The sequence below is a fragment of the Corallococcus sp. CA054B genome (assembly GCF_003611625.1).
Taxonomy (GTDB): Bacteria; Myxococcota; Myxococcia; order Myxococcales; family Myxococcaceae; genus Corallococcus; species Corallococcus coralloides.
In genome coordinates, this window is the sequence record NZ_RAVY01000161.1 from 1 (window position 1) to 22,063 (window position 22,063).

Here is a 22,063-nt window from a genome sequence, read left to right on the forward strand (position 1 = left end):
GGGCGTCGCAGGGCGGGGGCTATCCCGACCGGCTCGCCTCCCGCCTCCGGAAGGACGGCCTCCCCGTGGGCCATACCAACCTTGGGCAGAGCGGTGCGCGCGTGCGCGACATCGTCAACAACGCCCTCAAGCGCGTCATCGCGTTGCAGCCCACGCTCATCACCCTGGGCGTGGGCACCAACGACATCTGGCGCGGCACCGAGGTGGCGGAGTTCCAGGACGACCTGGACCGCATCGCCCGGCGGCTGAAGCAGACGGGCGCGTCCATGGTGGTGGTGAACCTGGCGGACATGGCGCTCGCGCCGGTGGCGAAGATGGTGCCCAGCGCGCTGTTCGAAGGGCGCATCGAGCCGTTCAACGACGCCATCGCCTCCGTGGCCCGCGCTCACGGGCTCCACCTGGTGGACCTCTACACCGCCAGCCGGGAGATGATCCCCCGGCGCCCGGACTTCTTCTGCTCGGATGGCTTCCACCCGTCCGCGGAGGGCTACGAGGAGTGGGCGGACCTGATGCTCCCCGTGGTCCGCACGCTCGTGCGGCGGTAGGCCCGGCTCGGAGACCGGAGACCGGAGGCGGCAGGGCAGGGCGCCTTCAAGCCCCGCGCTCAGGCCTTCGCGATGCCGGAGGGCGCGGGAGGCGTGGAGGGCGCGTCCGCGGGCGGCGCGCTGATGCTGCGCTCGCGGCCGGGGTGGACCTCCATGCCGGGCTCGAACGCCGTCACGCGGTTGCGGCCCGTCCGCTTGCTGCAATAGAGCGCCGAGTCCGCGCAGTCCACCAGCGTGTCCTGCGCCGTCGCGTCCGTGGGGAAGTGCGCCACGCCGATGGACACCGTGACGTGGCCCCCGGGCAGCCCCGGACGGCTGAGCGTGACGGAGTCCGCCACCGCGCGGCGCAGCGTCTCCGCCACCTCCACCGCCGTGGCCTTGGACACCTGCGGCAGCAGCAGCACGAACTCCTCGCCGCCGTAGCGCCCCAGCGTGTCCACCTTGCGCGCGCGGGTCCGGAGCACGTCGGAGACCCGGCGCAGCGTCTCGTCCCCGGCGCGGTGTCCGGCCAGGTCGTTGAGCCGCTTGAAGTGGTCCACGTCCACCATCAGCAGCGCCATGGGCACGCCGAAGCGCTGGGCCCGCGCCAGCTCCAGGTCCATCCGCTGGAAGAGGTGGCGGCGGTTGGGCACGCCCGTGAGCGCGTCCGTCAGCGTGAGCTTCACCGTCTCCGCGTGCAGGCGCGCGTTCGTCACCGCCGTCGCGGCCTGATCCGCCACCGCGGTGAAGAGCTCGATCTCCTCCGCGGAGATGCTCGCCCGCTCCGGGCGCTGGAAGTTGATGACGCCCAGGAGCGTGTCCGCGTGCACCATGGGCACCGCCAAGAGCGAGCCCTGCTCCGAGCCGCCGCGCAGCCCGCGCCGCGCGAAGACGCTGGTGCTGTCCGTGAGGTCTGGCAGGTACACCGCCTTGCGCGCCTGGGCGGCCCGGCCGCACGCGCCCTCGCCCATGGCGAAGGTGTGGCCCTCCAGGCCCCGGCCCTGCGGCCACGCGTGCTTCACCTCCAGCAGGCCCTCCTCGTTGAGGAGCATGATGGAGAAGTCCGGGATGTGCAGGCGCTCCACCACCATGCGGGTGATACGCGACAGGAGTTCGTCCAGCTCCAGCGTGGTGTTGAGCGAGCGGGCCACGTCGAACAGCAGCGACAGCTCCGTCAGGCGCTCCTCCAGCTCGTCCTTCAGCGCCAGCTTCTCCTTCACCAGCTGAAGGTCGCGGTGCGTGTCGATCTCCTCCACCTTCATGGAGGTGAGCCGCGCGAGCATCTGGTTGAAGGCCGCGCCCAGCCGCGAAATCTCGTCCGTGCCCCGGGCCTCCGCGCGCACCAGCAGGTCGCCGTCCGCCGCGCGGCCCATGGCCTCGCTCAGCCGCTTGAGCGGCGCGGTGAGCACGAAGCGCAGGGACAGCCAGGTGACGAGCCCCAGGATGCCCACGAAGAGCACCATCGCGCCCAGCGCGTCCTGGAACACCGTCTGGAGCTGGCGGGTCAGCGCGGGCTCGCCCATGCGCACCTGGAGCACGCCCATACGCTGCGCGGCCTCACCGGTGTGACAGCCGGAGCACTCCGGACCGCCCAGGGGCCGCACCACCTCCGTGCCGTGGTCGCTGGAGCGCGCCGTCTCCGGCCCCGTCGCGGACAGCCGCGCGGCCTCCGGGTGCGGGTGGCCCTGCTCGGCCGGCCGCCGGCTCCAGCGGATGCGCCCCTCCGGCGTCAGGACCCGCAGGTCCTCCACGGAGCGGAACAGCCGCGTGTCCGACGCCAGCACCTCCGCCACCGCGCCATGGGGAGCCGCGCCCGGCGCCTGCGGCAGCGTGAAGGTGGAGGCGACGGCCTCCGCCAGCGCGAGCGCCTCCAGATGCGTGCCTTCCCGTACAGCCTGTCTCGCTTCGCGCGAGAAGTGCCCCACGCCCAGGAGCGCCACCACCAACCCGGGCAGCGCGATGCTCCACAAGAGCTTCCTGCCAATCGTCTCGGAACCGAGGGCCATGTGCGGGGCGCAGTGTGCTTCGTGCATTCGCGTTCTGTCCGCGAGTGACGGAGTGTTGAAAATTGTCAGGGGCATGACACGCCCTGTCAAACGTACCGGTGTCGAAATATTGAAACAGAGGTGTGGGTCCCCGGTGGTTTCCTGTTTTCACGGGCTGTACCCGTGACACGGTGGGCGCACTCCCGAAAACCGAGCCCGGTGATAGGAAATCCGCCCATGACCCCGCCCGTGTTCCTCACGTCCTCGCTGTTGCCGGTGCCACACGGCTTCGCCACGCGCGCGGGTGGGGTGTCCGAAGGGCCCTACGCGTCGCTGAACCTGGGCTTCTCCGTGAACGACGAGCGCCCCCGGGTGGAGGAGAACCACCGCCGGCTGGCCCGGGCCGCGGGCGCGCGTCTGGGCGCGCTCTGCCGGGTGTCGCAGGTGCACGGCGACAGGGTGCTGGAGGCGCGCGGCGAAGCTGACGACGTGCTGCGCCCGACGCTGGGCGAAGCGGACGCGCTGTGGACGGAAGGGGAGGGCAGCTGGGTGGCGGTGGGCACCGCGGACTGCGTGCCGGTGCTGATCGTGGATCCGCGAGCCCGGCGCGTGGCGGCGGTGCACTCCGGATGGAAGGGCACGGACCTGGAGATCAGCGCCCGCACGGTGGAGACCCTGGTGGCGCGGGGCAGCCGGCCGGAGGACCTGCTGGCGGCGGTGGGCCCCTGCATCCAGGCGTGCTGCTACGAGGTGTCCCCGGAGCTGGGCGACCGCTTCCGCGCGCGCTTCGGCCCGGACGTCGTCCGCGCGGGGGACAAGCCGCACCTGGACCTGCCACGCGCAGTGAAGGCGTCCCTCCTGAAGGCGGGCCTGAAGCCGGAGCACGTGGACGTGCTACAGGCCTGTACGGCGTGTGATCCGGACCGGTTCTTCTCCCACCGCCGGGACGCGGGGCGCACCGGGCGTCACCTCAACTACGTGCTGCACCGCTTCTAGCGGAGGCCCGCCGGGGTCGTTTTCTTGACGGTCTCCGACCGGCCTTCCTATCCTCGATGTGGAATTCCCTCCGTCCAGGCTCGTGCCGGTGCGTCCCTTCCTCTTCCGCCTGTTTGCCGCTGTCGCGCTGTCCGCGCCGACCGCCTGCGCCACCACCGCTGCTTCGCAGTCGGAAGTGGGCCGGCTGGAGGCGGAGGTGCGCACGCTGCGCGCGTCCCAGGCGTCGCTGCTGGAGCGCCTGGAGCGGCTGGAGAACCGCGACGCCGTCTTGCGCGCCCGCGCCGCCGCCCCGGCCCCCGCCGCGGCGTCCCCGAAGGCCACCGCGAGCACGAAGCCAGAGGCCGCCTCGCCCGAAGGGGGCGAGGCGCTGAGCCTGGCGCCCGCAGAGCTGACGGTGGTGCGGCTCAAGCCGAAGAAGGAACCCGCGCCGCGCATCAACACGGCGGTGGCGGTGGTGGAGCCGGACACGGACCAGATGGAGATGTTCATCTCTCCGGTGGAGGGCTCGTCCGGGACCGGGTCGGTGGGCTCCATCAGCGCGATGGGCTCCACGACGGCCGCTCGCATGGAGCCGCCGGAGAAGGATCCGGACATCCTCGACGCCGAATACGAGCGCGCGGTGGCCATGCTGCGCACCGGCAACGTGGAAGGCGGCGTGGAGCAGCTCACGCGCTTCGCGGCGGAGAACCCGCGCCACCCCCGCGCCGACAACGCCCTGTACTTCAGCGGCCTGGGCCAGATGGGGCTCAAGGACGCGGCCGGCGCGGCCAAGACGTTCGAGAAGCTCATCAAGAACTACCCCGCTGGGGATGCCGTCCAGGACGGCATGCTCCGGCTCGCGGAGTGCCGGGTGCGGCTGAACCAGGCCGTGGATGCCCGAGCCCTCTATACTCGCGTCGTCACCCAGTTCCCGGGGACGGCCGCCGCCACGCAGGCGGAGCAGCGGCTCGCCGCGCTCTCGCCGTAAGCCTTTTGTGAAAGGAAGTCGTCCGATGCGCTCCCGGATCCTCGCCTCCCTGCTCGTGCCCCTCACCGTCGCGCCGGCATGGACGGCTTTCGCCCAGGACGCGCAGGAGGAGGAATCCCAGCCGGCCTCCGAGATGGAGGGGCAGGACATCTCCGACGACGTGGAGCAGCGCCCCACCTCCGTCACGCTGCCCCCCGGCGCCCCGCAGGGCCGTGAGAGCGCGCCCGGCCAGGTGCACACCGTGGAGACGGGCGACACCCTGTGGGACCTGTCCCAGCGCTACCTGGGCAGCCCCTGGTACTGGCCCAAGGTCTGGTCCTACAACCCGCAGATCGCCAACCCGCACTGGATCTACCCGGGCAACAACGTGAAGTTCTTCGCGGGGGGCGAAGAGGTGCCCGCGCGCGTGGAAGGAGGGGACCTGCCCTCCGACGACGTGGCGGCGCCCACGGACGTGAGCGGCGGCAGCCTGGTGTCGGTGGTCGGGAAGATCGGCTTCGACCCGTCCAAGTCCAGCCCGGTGACGACCAAGGGCTTCGTGACGACGCGCGAGCTGGACGAGGCGGGCCGCATCGAGGGCTCCACCTCCGAGGCGCTGATGCTCTCCGCTCCGGAGAAGGTCTACCTGCGCTTCAAGAAGCGCGGCGCCGCCAAGATTGGCGACCGCTACGTCATCTTCCACACCGTGGAAGAGGTGAAGCACCCGGTGACGAACGCGCGCACGGGCTACCTCACGGAGCTGCTGGGCACGGTGCAGGTCGTCGCCATCAACAACGACGTGGTCACCGCGCGCATCATGGAGACGTGGGACCCCATCTCCCGCGGCGACCTGGTGGGCCCCTCCAGCGAGAAGCTGTCGGAGCGCATCTCCCCCAAGCCCAACAGCAAGGAGATCCCCGGCTTCGTCCTCACGCCGATGACGCCGGGCCAGACGCTGCTGGGCGAGCACAACTTCATCGTCGTGGACCGCGGCACCGCGGACGGCGTGCAGGTGGGCAACACCTTCACCATCGAGCGCCGGGGTGACCCCAGCCTGGATGTGCTCGGCCGCAGCGACTACAAGATGGGCGACGCGGGCAAGGGCCAGAAGACCTACCCCTGGGAGGCCGTGGCCCAGTGCATGGTCACGGAAGTGCGTGAGCGCACCTCCAACTGCCTGATGACCCGCTCCATGGTGGAGGTCTCCGCTGGCGACCGCGCCACCATGCGCAAGGACGGAACGCCCACCGCCAGCCGCTGACCCAGGGCGGCGATCGGCAGGAATGCTGCATTCCGGCCCGCCCGGGAAGGGCGGGTCGCTTGACCCCCGAAGAACCGGTGTTATGTGTCACGCCCCTCCCGGGACCACCTCTATATAGGTGGGAAACAGGCGGGGGACGGCATGGCGGACACGAACACGGATACGCACCTACACTGGGACGAGCAGCGCGCCACCCTGGCGCTCTGGGCCATTGCCGGCCTGGGGCCCCGGACGTTGGACGCGGTGCGCGCGTTCGCCGGTGGGGCGCTGTCCCGGCTCGCGGCCGTGCCCGTGCGGGACTGGGTGGCGGACGTGCCGGTGCCCTCGACCGTCCGTCAGCGGCTGGCCGCCGTCGCATCGCTGGACGCCCTGGCGTCCCGGACAGAAGAGGCCTGTGCCCAAGCGGGCCTCCAGGTGGCCTTCGCGGGCTCGCCGGCGTACCCCGCAAGACTCGTGGGGCTGGAGGACGCGCCTCCGCTGCTGTTCTACCTGGGCAACCCAGGACCTCCCCGACGCAGGCTGGCGATGGTGGGCAGCCGCCATCCGGATCAGGGCTTCCTGCCGTTCGCGCGCACGTTCGCCCGGAAGGTGGCGGAGGCCGGGGTGGGCGTGGTGTCGGGCGCGGCGGAGGGAGTGGACCGGGCCTGCCACTGGGGCGCGCTGGATGTGGGCGCGGAGACGTGGGCCTTCCTGGGCTCCGCGCTGGACGCGTTGGACCCCGCCCAGGCCCGGCTGCTGCCCCACTTCCTCGAGCGGGGAGGGGTGTACTTCAGCGAACTGCCGCCCGGAGTCCGGGCGAGCACGACGACCTTCCCCCGGCGCAACCGGCTCATCTCTGGCGCGTCGGATGCGGTGCTGGTGATGCGGGCGGGGGAGGGCTCCGGGGCGCTGTACACGGCGGAAGCGGCGCAGGTGCAGGGCCGGCCGGTGTTCGCCCTGCCAGGGGACGTCTGGCAGCCGGCCGCGGCGGGCTGCAACGCCCTGCTGGCGGACGGGCGGGCCCGGGCCTGCACGTCCGCGGAATCGATTTGTGCGGTGGTAGGCGTTCACCCGGTCCGCGCGGTGCCCGCGGGGCGGGACAGTGGGTGGTGGGAGGCGCTGTCGGCGGAAGCGCGCGGGGCCTATGGGCTGTTGGACCGGGCTCCCCGTTCGTTCGACGAGGTGCTGGCCGCAAGCCCGCTGTCGCCCGCGGCGCTCACGAGCGCCCTGGTGGAGTTGGAATTGTCGGGGCTGGTGGTCCAGCACCCGGGTAAACGGTACGAGAAGGTCTAGAGGCAGTTCGAGGTAGGAGAGCCATGGCCACGCGGAAGAAGACACAGGCGGCGCAGACGGAGGCGGCGGCGGAGGAGACGCCCAAGAAGGCGGCTGCGAAGAAGCCGGCGGCCAAGAAGGCCGCCAAGAAGAAGACGGCTGCCAAGAAGGTCACCGCCAAGAAGAAGACGGCGGCTCGCCGCCGTGGCGCGGACGCCGAAGAGCTCCCCACCGTGGACGCGGACGCGGACGCTGAAGAAGAAGTGCCCGAGCGCCGTGGCAAGGGCCCGCACTACCTGGTGGTGGTGGAGTCGCCCGCCAAGGCCAAGACCATCAAGAAGTACCTGGGCTCCGGCTACACGGTGAAGGCGTCCGTGGGGCACGTGAAGGACCTGCCCAAGAGCAAGATTGGCGTCGACGTGGAGGACGACTTCAAGCCCGAGTACACGGTCATCAAGGGCAAGGAGAAGGTCCTCAACGAGCTGAAGAAGATGGCCAAGACGGTGGACCGCGTCTTCCTGGCGACGGACCCCGACCGCGAGGGCGAGGCCATCGCCTGGCACATCAAGGAGGAGCTGGGCCACCCGGACTCGCTCCGCGTGACCTTCAACGAGATCACCAAGCGCGCCGTGCAGGACGCCATCGCGCAGCCGCGTGAGCTCAACCAGGACAACTACGACTCGCAGCAGACGCGCCGCATCCTCGACCGGCTCGTCGGCTACCAAATCTCGCCGCTGCTCTGGAAGAAGATCCGCCGCGGCCTGTCCGCCGGCCGCGTGCAGTCCGTCGCGGTGCGCCTGATCGTGGAGCGCGAGGCGGAGATCAAGGCCTTCCAGCCGGAAGAGTACTGGACGCTGGACGCGCTGGTGCAGGGCCCGCAGGGGCCGCCGCCCTTCAAGGCGAAGCTGTCCCGCGTGGACGGCAAGAAGGTGGAGCTCAAGGACCGCGCCACCACGGACGGGCTCGTCGCGGAGCTGAAGGATGCCCCCTTCACCGTGACGAAGGTGGACCGCAAGGAGCGCCGCCGCAACGCGCCCGCGCCCTTCATCACCTCCAAGCTCCAGCAGGAGGCGGCGAACCGGCTGCACTTCACCGCCAAGAAGACGATGACGCTGGCGCAGAAGCTGTACGAAGGCGTGCCGCTGGGTGAGGAGGGCCAGACGGCGCTCATCACGTACATGCGCACGGACTCCACGCGTCTGTCGGACGACGCCGTGACGCAGGTGCGCGAGTTCATCGGGCAGAAGTACGGCGCGGACTACCTCCCGCCGGAGCCCATGGTCTACAAGAGCCGCAAGAGCGCCCAAGACGCGCACGAGGCCATCCGGCCCACGTCCCTGGAGTACCCGCCCGAGCGCGTGCGTCCCTTCTTCGACGCCATGGACGAGCTGGACATGTTCCGGCTCTACGAGCTCATCTGGAACCGCTTCGTCGCGTGCCAGATGAAGCCCGCCGTCTATGATCAGACGGCCGCGGACATCACCGCGGGCCGCGCCACCTTCCGCGCGTCCGGCAGCACGCTGAAGTTCCCCGGCTACCTGGGCGTCTACGGCGCCGGCCTCACGCCGGAAGAAGAAGCCGCCGCGGAGAAGGCCAAGGCCGCGGGCGAAGAGGCCGCCGAGGACGCGGTGGGCGAGCTGCCCCCGCTCAACGAGGGCGAGGTCCTCACGCTGGACAAGCTGCTCAACGAGCAGCACTTCACCCAGCCGCCCCCGCGCTTCAGCGAGGCCACGCTGGTGAAGGAGCTGGAGGAGCGCGGCATCGGGCGTCCGTCCACGTACGCGGCCATCCTCTCCAACATCCAGGACAAGAAGTACGTGGAGAAGCTGGAGAGCCGCTTCCGTCCCACCGACCTGGGGCAGATGACCAACGAGCTCCTGGTGAAGCACTTCCCCCATGAGCTGGACGTGTCGTTCACGGCCAGCATGGAGGAGAAGCTGGATCAGATCTCCGACGGCGGCGCGTCCTGGAAGACGGTGCTGCACGACTTCTACGGCCCCTTCAAGGAGACCCTGGAGAAGGCCGAAGCGGAGATGCGCGACGTCAAGCGCGAGGAGATCAAGACCGACATCGCCTGCGAGAAGTGCGGCAACCCGTTCGTCATCAAGTTCGGGAAGATGGGCCACTTCCTCGCCTGCTCGAACTACCCCGACTGCAAGAACACCAAGGACTTCAAGCGGGACGCGGAAGGGAAGATCGTCATCGTGGAGGAGGAGACCACGGACGAGAAGTGCGAGAAGTGCGGCAAGCCCATGGTGATCAAACGCGGCCGGTTCGGGCGCTTCATGGCGTGCTCGGGCTACCCGGACTGCAAGACGTCCAAGCCCATCTCCATTGGCGTCAACTGCCCGGAGTGCAAGGTGGGCTACCTCACCGAGCGCCGCAGCGGCCGCGGGAAGATCTTCTTCGGCTGCAACCGGTATCCGGAGTGCAAGTTCGCCGCGTGGGACCGGCCGCTGGCGGAAGCCTGCCCGCAGTGCGCGTCGCCCTACCTGCTGCAGAAGTTCTCCAAGCGGGACGGCGCCTACATCGCCTGCCCGAACAAGGAATGCGACTACCGCCGCGAGGTGGTGGAGCCAGCCATTCCGGGGACTTCCGCGGAAGGCGCGCCTGCTCCCACGCCGACCGTGGAAGCCTGAGGGGAAAGCCCAGTCATTCCAGGGGGGTAGGCTCTGCCCCCTGGCTTGACACCCTCGCGCACGAAGTCCTAGAAGTCGGGATTGCTCCCGGCCCGCCAGCATGCCTCCTGCCCGTTTCGCGGCAGGGGTGCGCGCGGGGGGCAGCGAAAGGACGCGGTCGCGATGATTCCCTCTGTCAGTGAGTTGCTGCGCGTGGTGGTGGCCGAGGCCGCTCCCGCAGCAGCGGGCCATGCCTCTTCGGGAGGCCTGGGGGACTTCATCGTCGGCGCGTTCAAGGCCGGCGGCCCGTTCATGTTCGTGAACCTGTTCTGGCTGGCCGCCTCGCTGGCCGTGATTGGGGAGCGCGCGGTGACGCTGCTCTTCCGCTACCGCCTCAACGCGACGGCGTTCATCGAGCAGGTCCACAAGATGGTCCGCAGCGGCAACCTGGACCGCGCGGTGAAGTTCTGCGGCATGGCGCCGCGCTCGCCCCTGGCCCGCGTCATCCGCGCGGGGCTCATCAACGCGAACCGGGGTGAGCTGGAAGTGGCCAAGGCGGTGGAGGAGGCGATGGCGGAGTACACGCCGCACGTCTCGCGCCGGGTGCAGTGGCTGTGGTCGCTCGCGAACATCGCGACGCTGGTGGGCCTGGTCGGCACCATCGTGGGCCTCATCGGCACCTTCCGCGCGCTGGGCAACGTGCCGGCGGAGCAGAAGCAGGCGCTGCTCTCCAACGGCATCTCGGAGGCCATGTACAACACGGGCTTCGGCCTCTCCATCGCGGTGCTCTGCATCGTGGCGCACCTGTTCTTCAGCAACTACGCCAAGAACATGGTGGAGCTGGTGGAGCTCAACGCGCTGAAGCTGGAGAACCTCCTGTCGCGCCGGGGCTCGCTGGAAGTGGTCCCCTCGGACTCCGACGTCCGCGCCGCTTCCTGAGCCGCCCGGAAGCACGGGCCACGGACACGCCATGGCGTTCCACTACTCGCGCCGAAAGCTGAAGCCGAGGGAAGAGGAGGAGGCGGGCGAGCTGAACATCGTCCCGTACCTCGACATCCTCATGAACCTCATCATCTTCATGCTGCTGTCGATCACCGGCCTCACCGCCTTTGGCGCGCTCAACGTGAACGCGCCCAGCTACGGCGCCAGCGTGGGGGCGGGAGGGGACGCGGACGCGCCCAAGCTGGACCTGCGGGTGATCATCGCCAAGGACGGGCTCTTCGTTCTCGGCAACAGCCCGGAGATTCCCGCCAAGGAAGCCACGGTCCCCACGCTGCCCCTGCGCGCGGACGGCACGCAGGACTTCGCCGCGCTGAACGCCCAGCTGGTGAAGCTCAAGGCCGCCTTTCCGCAGGAGACGAAGGTCATCCTCGTGGCGGAGCCGGCCATCCCCTACGAGTCGCTGATCCAGACGATGGACGCCCTGCGTGAGACGCCGGGCACCGCCGCCGAGCGCAAGCTGCTCTTCCCCGACGTCACCCTGGGCTCGCTCTAGCCATGTCCGAACCCGCGCCCCTGTCCGCCGAAGAAGCCGACCAGCTCGCGCGCATGCGCTACCGCCGGGCGCTCGCGCGCAAGAAGCGCAAGGAGCGCGAGGCCGCCAGCGAGGTGAAGGAGCTCAACATCACCGCGATGATGGACATGATGACCATCATCCTGGTGTTCCTCCTGAAGTCCTTTGCGTCGTCCTCCGCGGCCATCACCGCGTCCGAAGACGTCCGCCCGCCGGTGTCCTCCACGCGCGCCACGCCCAAGGACACGGTGGCCGTCACCATCACCCCCCGGTTCATCCTGGTGGGGGACAAAGAGGTGGTGCGGCTGGAGAACGGCAGCATCCCGAAGGAGCAGCGCTCCGCGGACCCGCAGCAGGCGCGCCTGGTGCTGGGGTTGGATCAGCGGCTGAAGAAGGAAGTGGAGAAGCTCAGGCAGATCGCCGCGCGCAATCCGGCGGCGCCCTTCACCCAGGAGCTGTCGGTCATCGCGGACAAGATGGTCCCGTATGATCTGCTGCTCGACGTGCTCTACACGGCGGGCGAGAACGAGCTGAAGAACTACCGCTTCATCGTGCTCCAGCGCGACGCGGAGTAGCCCGGATGCACGACTCCCCCGCGCGGGATGGACGCACGGGGGAGCGCTCGAGACAGCTTCGCTAGAGGGACAGGCTGCCCACGTGGCGCGCGGCCTCCCGCGTCTCCTGCTCGTGGATGGCGGCGTCCTCCTCACAGCGGATGGCGAAGGGCATGGCCTCCAGCCGGTCCAACGAGATTTCGTTGCCGCAGTCCACGCACTCGCCGAACACGTCGTTCTCCATGCGGCTCAGCGCGGCGTCGATGAGCATGATCTCCCGGCGCTGCGCTTCAATCAGCGTGGAGAGCGTGTAGTCCGCCAGCTCCGCTTGCGCCTGCTCCTCGTACTCGGGATCGCGCTCCTGATCCTTCAGGGCGGCCAGCTCACGGCGGGCGCCCGCCTGGGCGGTCTCGGTCGTCCTGCGACGCTCCTGCAACAGGCCCCGGATCTTCAACAAGTCGTCGGCTCGGCTCATGGCTGCGTGACTCCCATCCCCAATTCGCGGTTGTAGGGCGCTCGCCCGGACGCTTCCCGTCCCGAGCGAAGACCGCGAGAAACCTAGGGTTGGATCCCAGGTGGGGAAACCTCACCTCCCATTCCGCACGCATGGTGGGACGCAGGGCAGGCGGGCGGACGTGAAAGGGCGTGGTGTCTCTGCTAACAGGGCCCTTTGGGGCCCCGGTGCGGGGGCCCGGAGGCATGCATGTCGGACGTGAAGCAGCAGCGGGTGACGGTGATTGGCGGCGGCCTGGCGGGGACGGAGTGCGCGTATCAGCTGGCGCGGCGCGGCGTGCCGGTGGTGCTGCGGGAGATGAAGCCGCACAAGCGCTCCCCGGCGCACAAGTCGGACACGCTCGCGGAGCTGGTGTGCAGCAACTCGCTGCGCTCGGACAACCCGGAGAGCGCCATTGGCCTCTTGCACGCGGAGCTGCGCGCCCTGGGGTCGCTGGTGCTCTCCAGCGCGGACCTGCACCGCGTGCCCGCGGGCGACGCGCTGGCGGTGGAGCGCGAGGGCTTCTCGCGCGAAATCACCACCCGGCTGGTGTCCGGCGCGGGCGTGGAGATTGTCGGCGGTGAGGTGGAGCGGCTGCCGGAGGACGGCGTGGTGGTGGTGGCCACGGGGCCGCTGACGTCGGAGGCGCTCACGGCGGACCTGGAGCGCCACGTGGGCACGAAGCTCTACTTCTACGACTCCATCGCGCCCATCCTGTCCGCCGACTCCATCGACATGGACATCGCCTTCCGCCAGAGCCGCTACGGCAAGGGCGGTGGGGATGACTACCTCAACCTGCCCATGACGAAGGACGAGTACTACCGCTTCGTCCAGGAGGTGAAGGCAGGGCAGAAGGTGGTGCCGCACAGCTTCGAGGAACCGAAATACTTCGAAGGGTGTCTGCCCATCGAAGTGATGGCCGAGCGCGGCGACGACACGCTGGCCTACGGGCCCATGAAGCCCGTGGGGCTGAAGGACCCGCGCACGGGGCAGGATCCGTACGCGGTGGTGCAGCTGCGCATGGAGGACCGGGCGGGCACGGCGTGGAACATGGTGGGCTTCCAGACGCGTCTGACCTGGGGTGAACAGAAGCGCATCTTCAGCACGTGCATCCCGGGCCTCCAGAATGCGGACTTCCTGCGGATGGGGCAGATCCACCGCAACACGTTCATCGACTCGCCCCGCCTGCTGGCGGAGGACCTGTCGTTGAAGACGGAGCGGCGGGTGTTCTTCGCGGGACAGGTGACGGGCGTGGAGGGCTACGTGGAGAGCGCGGCGTGCGGCTACATGGTGGCGCTGGCGGTGCACGCGCGGCTGACGGGCGGTGCGTTCGTGCCGCCCCCGGCCACGACGGCGCTGGGGTCGCTGTACCGGCACCTCACCGGGGAAGCGCACCCGCCGGATCATCCGCACCAGCCCACCAACGTCATCTACGGCCTGTTCCCGCCGCTGTCCGGGCGGATGAAGAAGGCGGACAAGCGCGCGGCCTACTCGGCGCGGGCGAAGCAGGACCTGGCGGCCTGGCTGCCACTCGCGGGCGTTGTCGCCCAGACGGAAGGACAGACGAGCGCATGAAGCGAACCGGGATGGTGGGCCTGCTGGCCCTGCTGGCGGTGTCGGGGTGCAAGAAGGGTGAGGACAACGCCGCGCCCTCCCAGCGCAGCGCCGCGCAGGGGGACACGGTCCGCAGCGCGGCGAAGGGCACGGCCGTGGTGGGCGGGCAGGGACAGTTGCTCGTGCCGGGGCGCGCGGCGGACCTGCGCCTGTCGCCGGACGGGCAGTACGCCTCGTTCCTGCTCAACGGGCAGAAGCCCCGGCTGGACGGCATTCCGCCGCAGATGCTGGTGGGCTCGCTGTACGTCGTACCGGTGACGGGCGGCAACGTGCGCGCGCTGGGCGACGGCGTGACGAACGTGCCGGGCAGCCTGCTGTTCACCCAGGACTCGAAGCACCTGTTGTACGTGACGGGCTACAACCCGGCTTCGCAGTCCGGCGAATTGAACGTGCTGACGCTCGCGGACATGGCCGCGGCGCCGGTGAAGCTGGGCACGGCGGTGAGCTACCTGTTGCCGTCCCCGGACGGCGTGCACGTGGCCTTCGTGGACGCGGGCACGCTGAAGCTGGGCAAGCTGCCGCAGGGGCCGTTCCAGGACGTGGCGGGCGAGGTGAGCACCGCGCAGTTCACCCCGGACGGCAAGACGCTGCTCTTCAAGCGCCGGCTGTCGGCCGCGGGCGGACTGGCGGCGGTGACGGTGGGCTCCACGGATGCGCCGCGCAAGCTGGCGGATCAGGTGGGCGACTACCAGGTGTCCTCCGACGGCAAGCACGTGGCCTACCAGGTGCGCAGCGAGGCCGTGCGCGGGATGTATGACCTGTACCTGGCGGAGCTGCCCGCGCTGAAGGGCACGAAGCTGGCCACGGGCACGAAGAACTTCAGCTTCTCGCCGGATGGCCAGTGGCTGGCGCGCACGGAGAACGGCAAGCCGGAGCAGCTGGGCGACCTGCACGTGGGCCCGGCGTCCGGAGGCGCGGGGCGCAAGGTGGGCGAGGCCGTGGAGGAGCTGGCGTTCGCGCCGGACTCCAAGGCGGTGGCCTTCCTGGAGAAGTATGATCAGCCGTCGCGCGCGGGTGGCCTCGCGGTGGCGTCGCTGCCGGACGGCGCGCCCAAGCGCGTGGGGGACCGCGTGCCCAACTTCGTGTGGGGCGCGGACAGCCGCTACGTGGCGTTCCTGTCGCGCTTCCTGAAGCCGGTGTTCTCCGTGGACCTGATGCTGTACGCGCTGGGCCAGGAGAAGGCGGAGAAGGTGCAGGCGGGCGTGTTCGGCTACGGCTTCGCGCCGAACAACAGCGCGGTGGTGTTCCGCACCAACTGCATCCGCAACGGCCGCGCGTGCGACTTCAAGGCCGTGGACCTGAAGGAGAAGCAGGCCGAGGCGAAGACGTGGATGCAGGGCATCTTCAGCTACAAGATCTCCGAGGACGGAGCTCGCGTGCTCGCGACGTACGCGCGCATGGACTCGGACACCTACGACGTGGCCGTCTACGACGTGAAGTCGGGGGTGCGGAAGACGCTCGACCAGGGCGTGCAGGTGCCCGTGTACTTCGCGGGCAAGGATGACGCGCGGGCCGTCTACATCATCGGCCAGGGGCAGAACCCCGGCGTGTACAGCGCCGTCGCCACCGCGCAGTAGCGGGTGACCCAGGGAAGGGAGGCCGCCCGGGCCCTCCTTCCTGGGTGCGGCGTGACGTTGAGGCGTGCACACCCGGACAGGGTGTGCTGTCTTCTCGCGCCGAATGGCACAGCTCGTCTATCGCCGCTACGGCGGCTCGCTCCAGGTCGACATCCCTGACTTCAACACCCTTACCGAGGCGGTGAGGATCCCCGCCACGCAGTGGATGGCGCTCGCGTGCCCCCTGGAGGGCATTGCGTGTGATCCGCGCTTCCTCACGCTGATGGACGCGGACGGCAACCGCCGCATCCGCGTGGAGGAGCTGCGCGCGGCGGTGGACTGGACGGCGGCGCGGCTGCAGGACCGCAAGGGCGCGGACGCGGGCAGCGACGTGCTGGAGCTTTCGGCGGTCTCCGATACGGCATCCAACCTCAAGGGCGCGGCGGAGCTGGTGCTGCGCACGCTCAACGCCCCGGACGCCACGAAGCTGTCGCTGGAGCAGCTGCGCACCAGCGACAAGGCGCTGCGCGACGCGGGCAAGAACGGCGACGGCCTCATCGCGCCGGTGTCGCTGCCGGAGCGGCTGCGGCCCCTGGCCCAGTCCATCATCGCGGCCTTCCCGCAGGTGACGAACCGCGCGGGCCTGGCAGGCGTGGACGTGGGCCTGGTGAAGCGCTTCCGCGAGGAGCGCGCGGCCCTGCTCGCGCACCTGGGCGGCAAGGACTCCGTGTTCACCTGGGGCACGGCGAGCCTGGAGCAGGCGAAGCGCGTGCACGACGTGGCGCCGCTGCTGGAAGGCTATTTCGTGCAGTGCCGGCTGGTGGCCGCGCAGCCGGAGGCCGCCGCCAGCCTGCGCCTGCGCGCGGACCGCGTGGAGGGCGCGCTGGGTGACCTGGGCGCCATGGGGAAGGCCGCGAACGAGCTGCCCATCGCGCCGCCGGATCCGTCCGGCGTGCTGGTGTGGGCGCGGCTGTACCGCGGCGCCGGCTACGAGAAGCTGGAGGCCTTCCACCAGGAGGTGGCGGCGCCGCTGCTGGGCGACGGCGTGAAGCTGACGGACACGGCCTGGCGCGAGCTGTCCACGAAGGCGGAGGCCATCCTCGCCTGGCAGGCGAAGCGCGACGCGAGTCCGCTGCACGCGGTGGCGGACACGCTGGGCGCGGTGTCGGACGAGGAGCTGGACGCGCTGGAGTCGGTGAGCCGCGAGGACCTGTCGCTCAAGCCCACGCTGGACGTCATCGAGGAGCTGGAGCGGCTGGTGCTGTACCAGCGCTGGCTGCTGCAGTTCGCCAACAACTTCATCAGCATGCCCAACCTGTACCTGCCCAAGCGGCGGGCGCTGATGGAGCGGGGCACGCTGATCCTCGCGGGGCGCAAGTACACGCTGTCCGTGCTGGTGACGGACCGCGCGGCGCACGCGGCGCTGACGGGGCAGGGGACCACCTGCATCCTCTACGTGAAGGTGCTGCCCCGCGACGCGACGGACGGCTACGAGGTGGCGGTGCCCGTCACCTCCGGCCGCAGCACGGAGCTCGTCGTGGGCAAGCGCGGCGTGTTCTACGACGTGGACGGCAAGGAGAGCGACGCCATCGTCACGCAGGTCATCCGGCAGCCCGTGTCGCTCTGGGAGTCGATGACCATGCCGTTCATGCGCATCGGCACGTTCATCACCAGCAAGGTGGAGGGGCTGGCCGCGTCCGGGGAGAAGGACTTCGATGCGTCGCTGGAGTCCGGCTACAAGCAGACGGTGACCGCGCCTCCGCCCTCGGCGGCTCCGGCCCCGGCGGGTGCGGCGCCCGCGGCGGCTCCGGCGGGAGGCGGCATCGCGGGGGTGCTCGCGGCGGGCGGCATCGCGTTCGCGGCGCTGGGCTCCTCGCTGGCGTTCATCCTCACGCAGGTGAAGTCACTCACGCTGGTGGACGTCATCACCGCGGCGACCATCCTCGCCATCGTGGTGATGGCGCCCGCGGGCCTGCTCGGGTGGTTGAAGCTGCGCAGGCGCAACCTGGCGCTGCTGCTGGAGGGCTCCGGCTGGGCGCTCAACGACCGGCTGATGCTCACGCGCGGCGTGGCGACGCTCATCACCCGCAAGCCCAAGCTGCCGAGCAACGCGCGCGTGGACCACGTGGACCTGGTGCGTGGGGCGCTGCTCCACACGCAGGACGACGACGAGGCGGAGCGCATGTCGTTGGGGGCCCGCCTGGGGCTCACGCTGCTCATCCTCTTCGTGCTGGGCTGGCAGGTGCGCGTGCCCGTCACGGAATGGCTGTGCACGTACCACTGGCTGTCCGGGGACGCGTGCCGCGTGCTCCTGCCCAAGCTGGTGCCGTCCGAGCTGCCGGGCGCGCCCGCTCCCGCTGGGACGGCCCCGGCCGCCGCGCCCGCTCCAGCGCCCGCGAAGTAGGGCGGGGGTCGCGGCGCGACGACGCGGATGGAAGAGGACACGGAATGGCCACGCGAGACGGCGAAGTCGACCAGTTCATGGCGCAGCTCGAGCACCCGCTGAAAGCGGAGATTCAAGCCGTGCGCGCGGCCATCCTCGCGTCCGACGACAGCATCACCGAGCGCATCAAGTGGAAGGCCCCCAGCTTCGTGCACTCGGGTGATGACCGCGTGACGTTCCGCCTGGCCCCCAAGGGCATCTTCCAGGTCATCCTCCACCGGGGCGCGAAGGTGAAGGACACGAAGGGCTTCGCCTTCGAGGACGACTCGGGGCTGGTGGAGTGGCTGGCCCCGGACCGGGGCGTGGTGACGCTGCCGGACGCGAAGACGGTGAAGGCGAAGAAGGGCCCCCTGGTTAAGCTTGTGGGGCGCTGGATGAAAGCGACCGCGACCTGAGCGCCTTCGCAGGGTGAGGGAGCGGACAGCCGCGCGGTTTTTGTGGGTCGCGGCCGGGTGGTCTTGTTAAACCCCCGGTCATGTTCCACGGAACCACCATCCTCTGCGTCCGCCGCGAAGGGAAGGTCGTCATCGCGGGCGACGGCCAGGTCAGCCTCGACAAGACCATCATGAAGAACACGGCGCGCAAGGTGCGCAAGCTCGGCGAGGGGCAGGTGCTCGCCGGCTTCGCGGGCAGCACCGCGGACGCCTTCACCCTCTTCGAGCGCTTCGAAGCCAAGCTCAAGGAGCACCAGAAGAACCTGGCCCGCGCCTGCGTGGAGCTGGGCAAGGACTGGCGCACCGACCGCTTCCTCCGCCGCCTGGAGGCGCTGCTCATCGTCGCGGACAAGGAGAAGACCTTCATCCTGTCCGGCGCGGGTGACGTCATCGAACCGGACCACGGCATCGCCGCCGTGGGCAGCGGGGGCCACTACGCCCTCGCCGCCGCGCGCGCCCTCCAGGCGCACTCGAACCTGTCCGCCCGCGACATCTGCACGCAGGCCATGGCCATCGCCGCGGACATCTGCGTCTACACCAACGCCAACGTCTCCTACGAAGAGCTCTGAGAGGACCGCCCCGTGGCCGAATCGCGCAAGTTGTCCGCCTTCACGCCTCGCGAGGTCGTCAGCGAGCTGGACCGTTACATCGTCGGGCAGAACGACGCCAAGCGCGCCGTCGCCATCGCGCTGCGCAACCGGTGGCGCCGCCAGCAGGTGCCGGACGACCTGCGGGATGAAATCTACCCGAAGAACATCATCATGATCGGCCCCACCGGCGTGGGGAAGACGGAGATCGCCCGCCGCCTGGCGAAGCTGTCCCAGGCCCCCTTCGTCAAGGTGGAGGCCAGCAAGTTCACCGAAGTGGGCTACGTGGGCCGCGACGTCGAGTCGATGATCCGCGACCTCGTCGAAGCCGCCATCGCGCTGGTCCGCGAGGAGGAGACGGAGAAGGTCAAGCCGCGCGCGGAGGAGCTGGCCGAGGACCGGCTGATGGAGCTCATCAAGAACGGCGGACAGACGCGCACCCCGTCCTCTCCGCCGTTCGGCTTCTCGCCCCCGCCCACCCCCGCGCCCGCGCCGCTGGGCGACAGCGAGCGGGAGAAGCTGCGCGCCCAGCTGCGCGCCGGCACCCTGGATGATCAGACCGTGGAGGTGGAGACCAACGAGAGCTCCCCCACGTTCATGCGCAACTTCAGCGGCCAGGGCATGGAGGAGATCGGCGTCAACCTCCAGGACCTGTTCAAGAACATGCCGGGCATGAAGAACACCCGGAAGCGCAAGCTGCGCGTGCCGGAGGCGCTCCAGGTGCTGCGCGCGGAGGAGGCGCAGAAGCTGGTGGATCCGGACCGCGTCCAGCGCGAGGCCGTGGCGCGCGCCGAGTCCAGCGGCATCGTCTTCATCGACGAGATCGACAAGATCGCCAGCCGCGAGGGCGGCAAGGGCGGCGGGGGCCCGGATGTCTCGCGCGAGGGCGTGCAGCGCGACATCCTGCCCATCGTGGAGGGCTCGGCCGTCAACACCAAGTACGGCCAGGTGAAGACGGACCACATGCTCTTCATCGCCGCGGGCGCCTTCCACGTCTCCAAGCCGGCGGACCTCATCCCGGAGCTCCAGGGCCGCTTCCCCATCCGCGTGGAATTGGAGCCGCTGTCCGGCGACGACCTGATGCGCATCCTTCGCGAGCCCAAGAACTCGCTCATGCGCCAGTACACCGCGCTGCTCGGCACCGAAGGCGTGCGCCTGTCCTTCACGGACGACGCGGTGGCGGAGATCGCCCGCATCGCCCAGCAGGCCAACGAGCGCACGCAGAACATCGGCGCCCGGCGGCTGCACACCGTGCTGGAGCGCCTGCTGGACGAGGTGTCGTTCACGGCCAGCGAAATGGGCCCGCGCGACTTCCAGGTGGACGCTGGCTATGTGCGCGAGCGCCTGGCCGCCATCGTCCAGGACGAGGACTTGTCGCGCTACATCCTCTAGCGCGCTAGGGTCCGCGCGTCGTCCCACCGCGTCATCAGGCAGAGAGAGGTACACCACCTTGCAAACGCCGTCCCCCGCATCCGCCCCTGGCAACGAGAGCCTCATCCAGAAGGCGAAGCAGCACCTGCTGCAGAACTACAAGCAGCAACCCATTGCCCTGGTGCGCGGGCAGGGGACGCGGGTGTGGGACGCGGACGGCAAGGCGTACCTGGACTGCATCGGCGGCATCGCCGTGTGCGCGCTGGGCCACTGCCACCCGGAGGTGGTCGCGGCGGCCAAGGCGCAGCTGGACACGCTGTGGCACGTCTCCAACGTCTTCTACTCGCAGCCGCAGATCGACCTGGCCGCGCAGCTCACCGACTGGGCGGGCCTGCCGCGCGCGTTCTTCTGCAACTCCGGCGCGGAGGCCAACGAGGCCCTCATCAAGCTGACCCGCAAGGTGATGAAGGACCGGGGCCAGCCCGAGCGCTTCGAGATCCTCACCTTCGAGAAGAGCTTCCACGGCCGCACGCTGGCCACCGTCACCGCCACCGGCCAGCCGAAGTACCACGCCGGCTTCGAGCCGCTGCCCCAGGGCTTCAGGCACCTGCCGTTCGGCGACCTGGAGGCGGTGCGCCGCGCCGTGGGGCCGTCCACCGCCGCCATCCTGGTGGAGCCCATCCAGGGCGAGGGTGGCGTGCGCATGGCGCCCCTGGGCTACTTCCAGGGCCTGCGCGCCCTGTGTGACGAGCAGGGCCTGCTGCTGCTCGTGGACGAGGTCCAGACGGGCATGGGCCGCACCGGCCAGCCCTTCGGCTTCATGCACCACGGCATCCGGCCGGACGCCATCAGCATCGCCAAGGCGCTGGGCAACGGGCTGCCCATGGGCGCCATGCTCTGCCGCGAGGAGCTGGCGGTCAGCCTCTCCGCGGGCACCCACGGCTCCACCTTCGGCGGCAACCTGGTGTCCGCCGCCGCGGGCAACGTGGTGCTGCGGCTGATGCGCGAGCCCGGCTTCCTGGCCGAGGTGCAGGCCAAGGGGGAGCACTTCCTCGCCGGCGCGCGCGCGCTCCAGGCGGCGCTGCCCGAAGGCCGCATCAAGGCCGTGCGCGGGCAGGGGCTGCTGTTGGGCGTGGAGCTGGACCGCGAGGTCGCCCCCGTCATCGCGAAGCTGCGCGAGGCCGGCCTGCTGGTGAACTCCGCCGGGGAGGTGACGCTCCGGTTCGCCCCGCCCCTCATCATCACCCGAGCCGAACTGGACGAAGCGCTGGGCATCCTCCAGCGTGTCCTCGCCACGCTGTAGAAGGGGGGGCGGTTTGACGGTGCCGGGAGGTTTGACGCCCTGCTTCCTGGACACCTACACTCGGGGATTCGCCAGCCTGCGGAACTGACACCTTGAGCGCGCCCAACCCCATCGTCGGCCTGGGGGGCAGGACCGACCACATCGCCACGGTTCCCCACCTGGACCCGGCCCGTCTCCAGCTCAGCCCGGAGGAGGGCTCCGTGCTGGCGCTGGTGGGCCGCGTCGAGCGCATCGACGCCGTGCTGTCCCGCTCCTCGCTGGGCGAGGCGCGCACCATCGCCGTGCTGCTGGCGCTGCGCGCCAAGGGGGCCATCGTGCCCGCCCGCGTCGTGCAGCGCGCTCCGCCCGTCGCCCCGGTGGTGGACGCCGCCCTGTCGGAGGAGGTGGACCTGGAGCCCGACCAGAAGCGCGACATCATCGAGATGGAGCGCTCGCTGGAGAAGATGGACCACCACGCGGTGCTGGGCGTGGCCCGGGGCGCCAGTCCCCAGGAGGTGAAGCAGGCGTATTACAACGCGTCCCGCCGCTTCCACCCGGACCGCTACTTCGGCAAGAACCTGGGCAGCTTCCGCGCCCGGCTGGAGCGCATCTTCAAGCGCCTCACGGACGCCCAC

19 protein-coding genes are annotated in these 22,063 nt (G+C 70.1%); 17 read left to right on the forward strand and 2 right to left on the reverse strand.

Annotation, left to right across the window (positions count from 1 at the left end; genetic code table 11):
* Positions 1–545 (forward strand): SGNH/GDSL hydrolase family protein (locus D7V80_RS30240; protein WP_147447257.1); only part of this gene is annotated, 545 nt, incomplete at its 5' end.
* 59 nt (positions 546–604) lie between these two features.
* Here the strand turns inward: D7V80_RS30240 and D7V80_RS30245 are convergent.
* On the reverse strand, positions 605–2,530 hold the full coding sequence (locus tag D7V80_RS30245; protein WP_120591452.1) for a diguanylate cyclase: 1,926 nt from the start codon (positions 2,528–2,530) through the stop codon (positions 605–607).
* Positions 2,531–2,746: 216 nt separating this feature from the next.
* On the opposite strand from D7V80_RS30245, the gene pgeF reads away from it, so the two are divergent.
* From pgeF to D7V80_RS30285, 8 genes are all read left to right on the forward strand, one after another.
* A complete protein-coding gene (gene pgeF, locus D7V80_RS30250; RefSeq protein ID WP_120591453.1) occupies positions 2,747–3,505 on the forward strand; it encodes a peptidoglycan editing factor PgeF in 759 nt (252 codons plus the stop codon).
* Positions 3,506–3,587: 82 nt separating this feature from the next.
* Positions 3,588–4,472 carry a tol-pal system YbgF family protein gene (locus D7V80_RS30255; RefSeq protein ID WP_120591454.1) on the forward strand — a complete coding sequence of 295 codons (885 nt, stop codon included), beginning with the start codon at positions 3,588–3,590 and terminating at the stop codon, positions 4,470–4,472.
* Positions 4,473–4,497: 25 nt separating this feature from the next.
* Positions 4,498–5,712: a LysM peptidoglycan-binding domain-containing protein gene (locus D7V80_RS30260; protein WP_120591455.1), complete on the forward strand. Its 1,215-nt coding sequence runs from the start codon at positions 4,498–4,500 to the stop codon at positions 5,710–5,712.
* A gap of 141 nt (positions 5,713–5,853) precedes the next feature.
* Positions 5,854–6,984: a DNA-processing protein DprA gene (locus D7V80_RS30265; RefSeq protein WP_120591456.1), complete on the forward strand. Its 1,131-nt coding sequence runs from the start codon at positions 5,854–5,856 to the stop codon at positions 6,982–6,984.
* A 23-nt stretch (positions 6,985–7,007) separates the two neighbouring features.
* Positions 7,008–9,602, forward strand: a complete 2,595-nt coding sequence (topA, locus tag D7V80_RS30270) for a type I DNA topoisomerase (RefSeq protein ID WP_120591457.1) — start codon at positions 7,008–7,010, stop codon at positions 9,600–9,602.
* Positions 9,603–9,764: 162 nt separating this feature from the next.
* On the forward strand, positions 9,765–10,520 hold the full coding sequence (locus D7V80_RS30275; protein ID WP_014397848.1) for a MotA/TolQ/ExbB proton channel family protein: 756 nt from the start codon (positions 9,765–9,767) through the stop codon (positions 10,518–10,520).
* Between the two features lie 31 nt (positions 10,521–10,551).
* Positions 10,552–11,076 (forward strand): biopolymer transporter ExbD, encoded by a 525-nt coding sequence (locus D7V80_RS30280; protein ID WP_120591458.1) that lies wholly within the window; start codon positions 10,552–10,554, stop codon positions 11,074–11,076.
* A gap of 2 nt (positions 11,077–11,078) precedes the next feature.
* The gene (locus D7V80_RS30285) at positions 11,079–11,669 is read left to right on the forward strand and encodes a biopolymer transporter ExbD (protein WP_120591459.1); all 591 of its coding nucleotides are present in this window, start codon (positions 11,079–11,081) and stop codon (positions 11,667–11,669) included.
* A gap of 61 nt (positions 11,670–11,730) precedes the next feature.
* Here D7V80_RS30285 and D7V80_RS30290 read toward each other — a convergent pair whose 3' ends face one another.
* The gene (locus tag D7V80_RS30290; protein ID WP_014397845.1) at positions 11,731–12,123 is read right to left on the reverse strand and encodes a TraR/DksA C4-type zinc finger protein; all 393 of its coding nucleotides are present in this window, start codon (positions 12,121–12,123) and stop codon (positions 11,731–11,733) included.
* Between the two features lie 228 nt (positions 12,124–12,351).
* On the opposite strand from D7V80_RS30290, the gene trmFO reads away from it, so the two are divergent.
* The 8 genes from trmFO to D7V80_RS30330 all read left to right on the forward strand — a co-directional run.
* On the forward strand, positions 12,352–13,716 hold the full coding sequence (trmFO, locus tag D7V80_RS30295) for a methylenetetrahydrofolate--tRNA-(uracil(54)-C(5))-methyltransferase (FADH(2)-oxidizing) TrmFO (RefSeq protein WP_120591460.1): 1,365 nt from the start codon (positions 12,352–12,354) through the stop codon (positions 13,714–13,716).
* The gene (locus D7V80_RS30300) at positions 13,713–15,332 is read left to right on the forward strand and encodes a PD40 domain-containing protein (RefSeq protein WP_120591461.1); all 1,620 of its coding nucleotides are present in this window, start codon (positions 13,713–13,715) and stop codon (positions 15,330–15,332) included. Before trmFO ends, D7V80_RS30300 begins: the two co-directional genes overlap by 4 nt.
* 103 nt (positions 15,333–15,435) lie before the next feature.
* Positions 15,436–17,715, forward strand: a complete 2,280-nt coding sequence (locus D7V80_RS30305; RefSeq protein WP_120591462.1) for a kinesin — start codon at positions 15,436–15,438, stop codon at positions 17,713–17,715.
* A 44-nt stretch (positions 17,716–17,759) separates the two neighbouring features.
* The gene (locus D7V80_RS30310; RefSeq protein ID WP_233585834.1) at positions 17,760–18,149 is read left to right on the forward strand and encodes a DUF1801 domain-containing protein; all 390 of its coding nucleotides are present in this window, start codon (positions 17,760–17,762) and stop codon (positions 18,147–18,149) included.
* An 80-nt stretch (positions 18,150–18,229) separates the two neighbouring features.
* Positions 18,230–18,757, forward strand: coding sequence for an ATP-dependent protease subunit HslV (hslV, locus tag D7V80_RS30315; RefSeq protein ID WP_120547868.1), 528 nt, complete (start codon positions 18,230–18,232; stop codon positions 18,755–18,757).
* Positions 18,758–18,769: 12 nt separating this feature from the next.
* On the forward strand, positions 18,770–20,167 hold the full coding sequence (gene hslU, locus D7V80_RS30320; protein WP_120591463.1) for an ATP-dependent protease ATPase subunit HslU: 1,398 nt from the start codon (positions 18,770–18,772) through the stop codon (positions 20,165–20,167).
* A 58-nt stretch (positions 20,168–20,225) separates the two neighbouring features.
* Positions 20,226–21,449 (forward strand): aspartate aminotransferase family protein, encoded by a 1,224-nt coding sequence (locus D7V80_RS30325; RefSeq protein ID WP_120591464.1) that lies wholly within the window; start codon positions 20,226–20,228, stop codon positions 21,447–21,449.
* 92 nt (positions 21,450–21,541) lie between these two features.
* The coding region (locus tag D7V80_RS30330; RefSeq protein WP_147447258.1) for a J domain-containing protein at positions 21,542–22,063 on the forward strand (522 nt) is incomplete at its 3' end.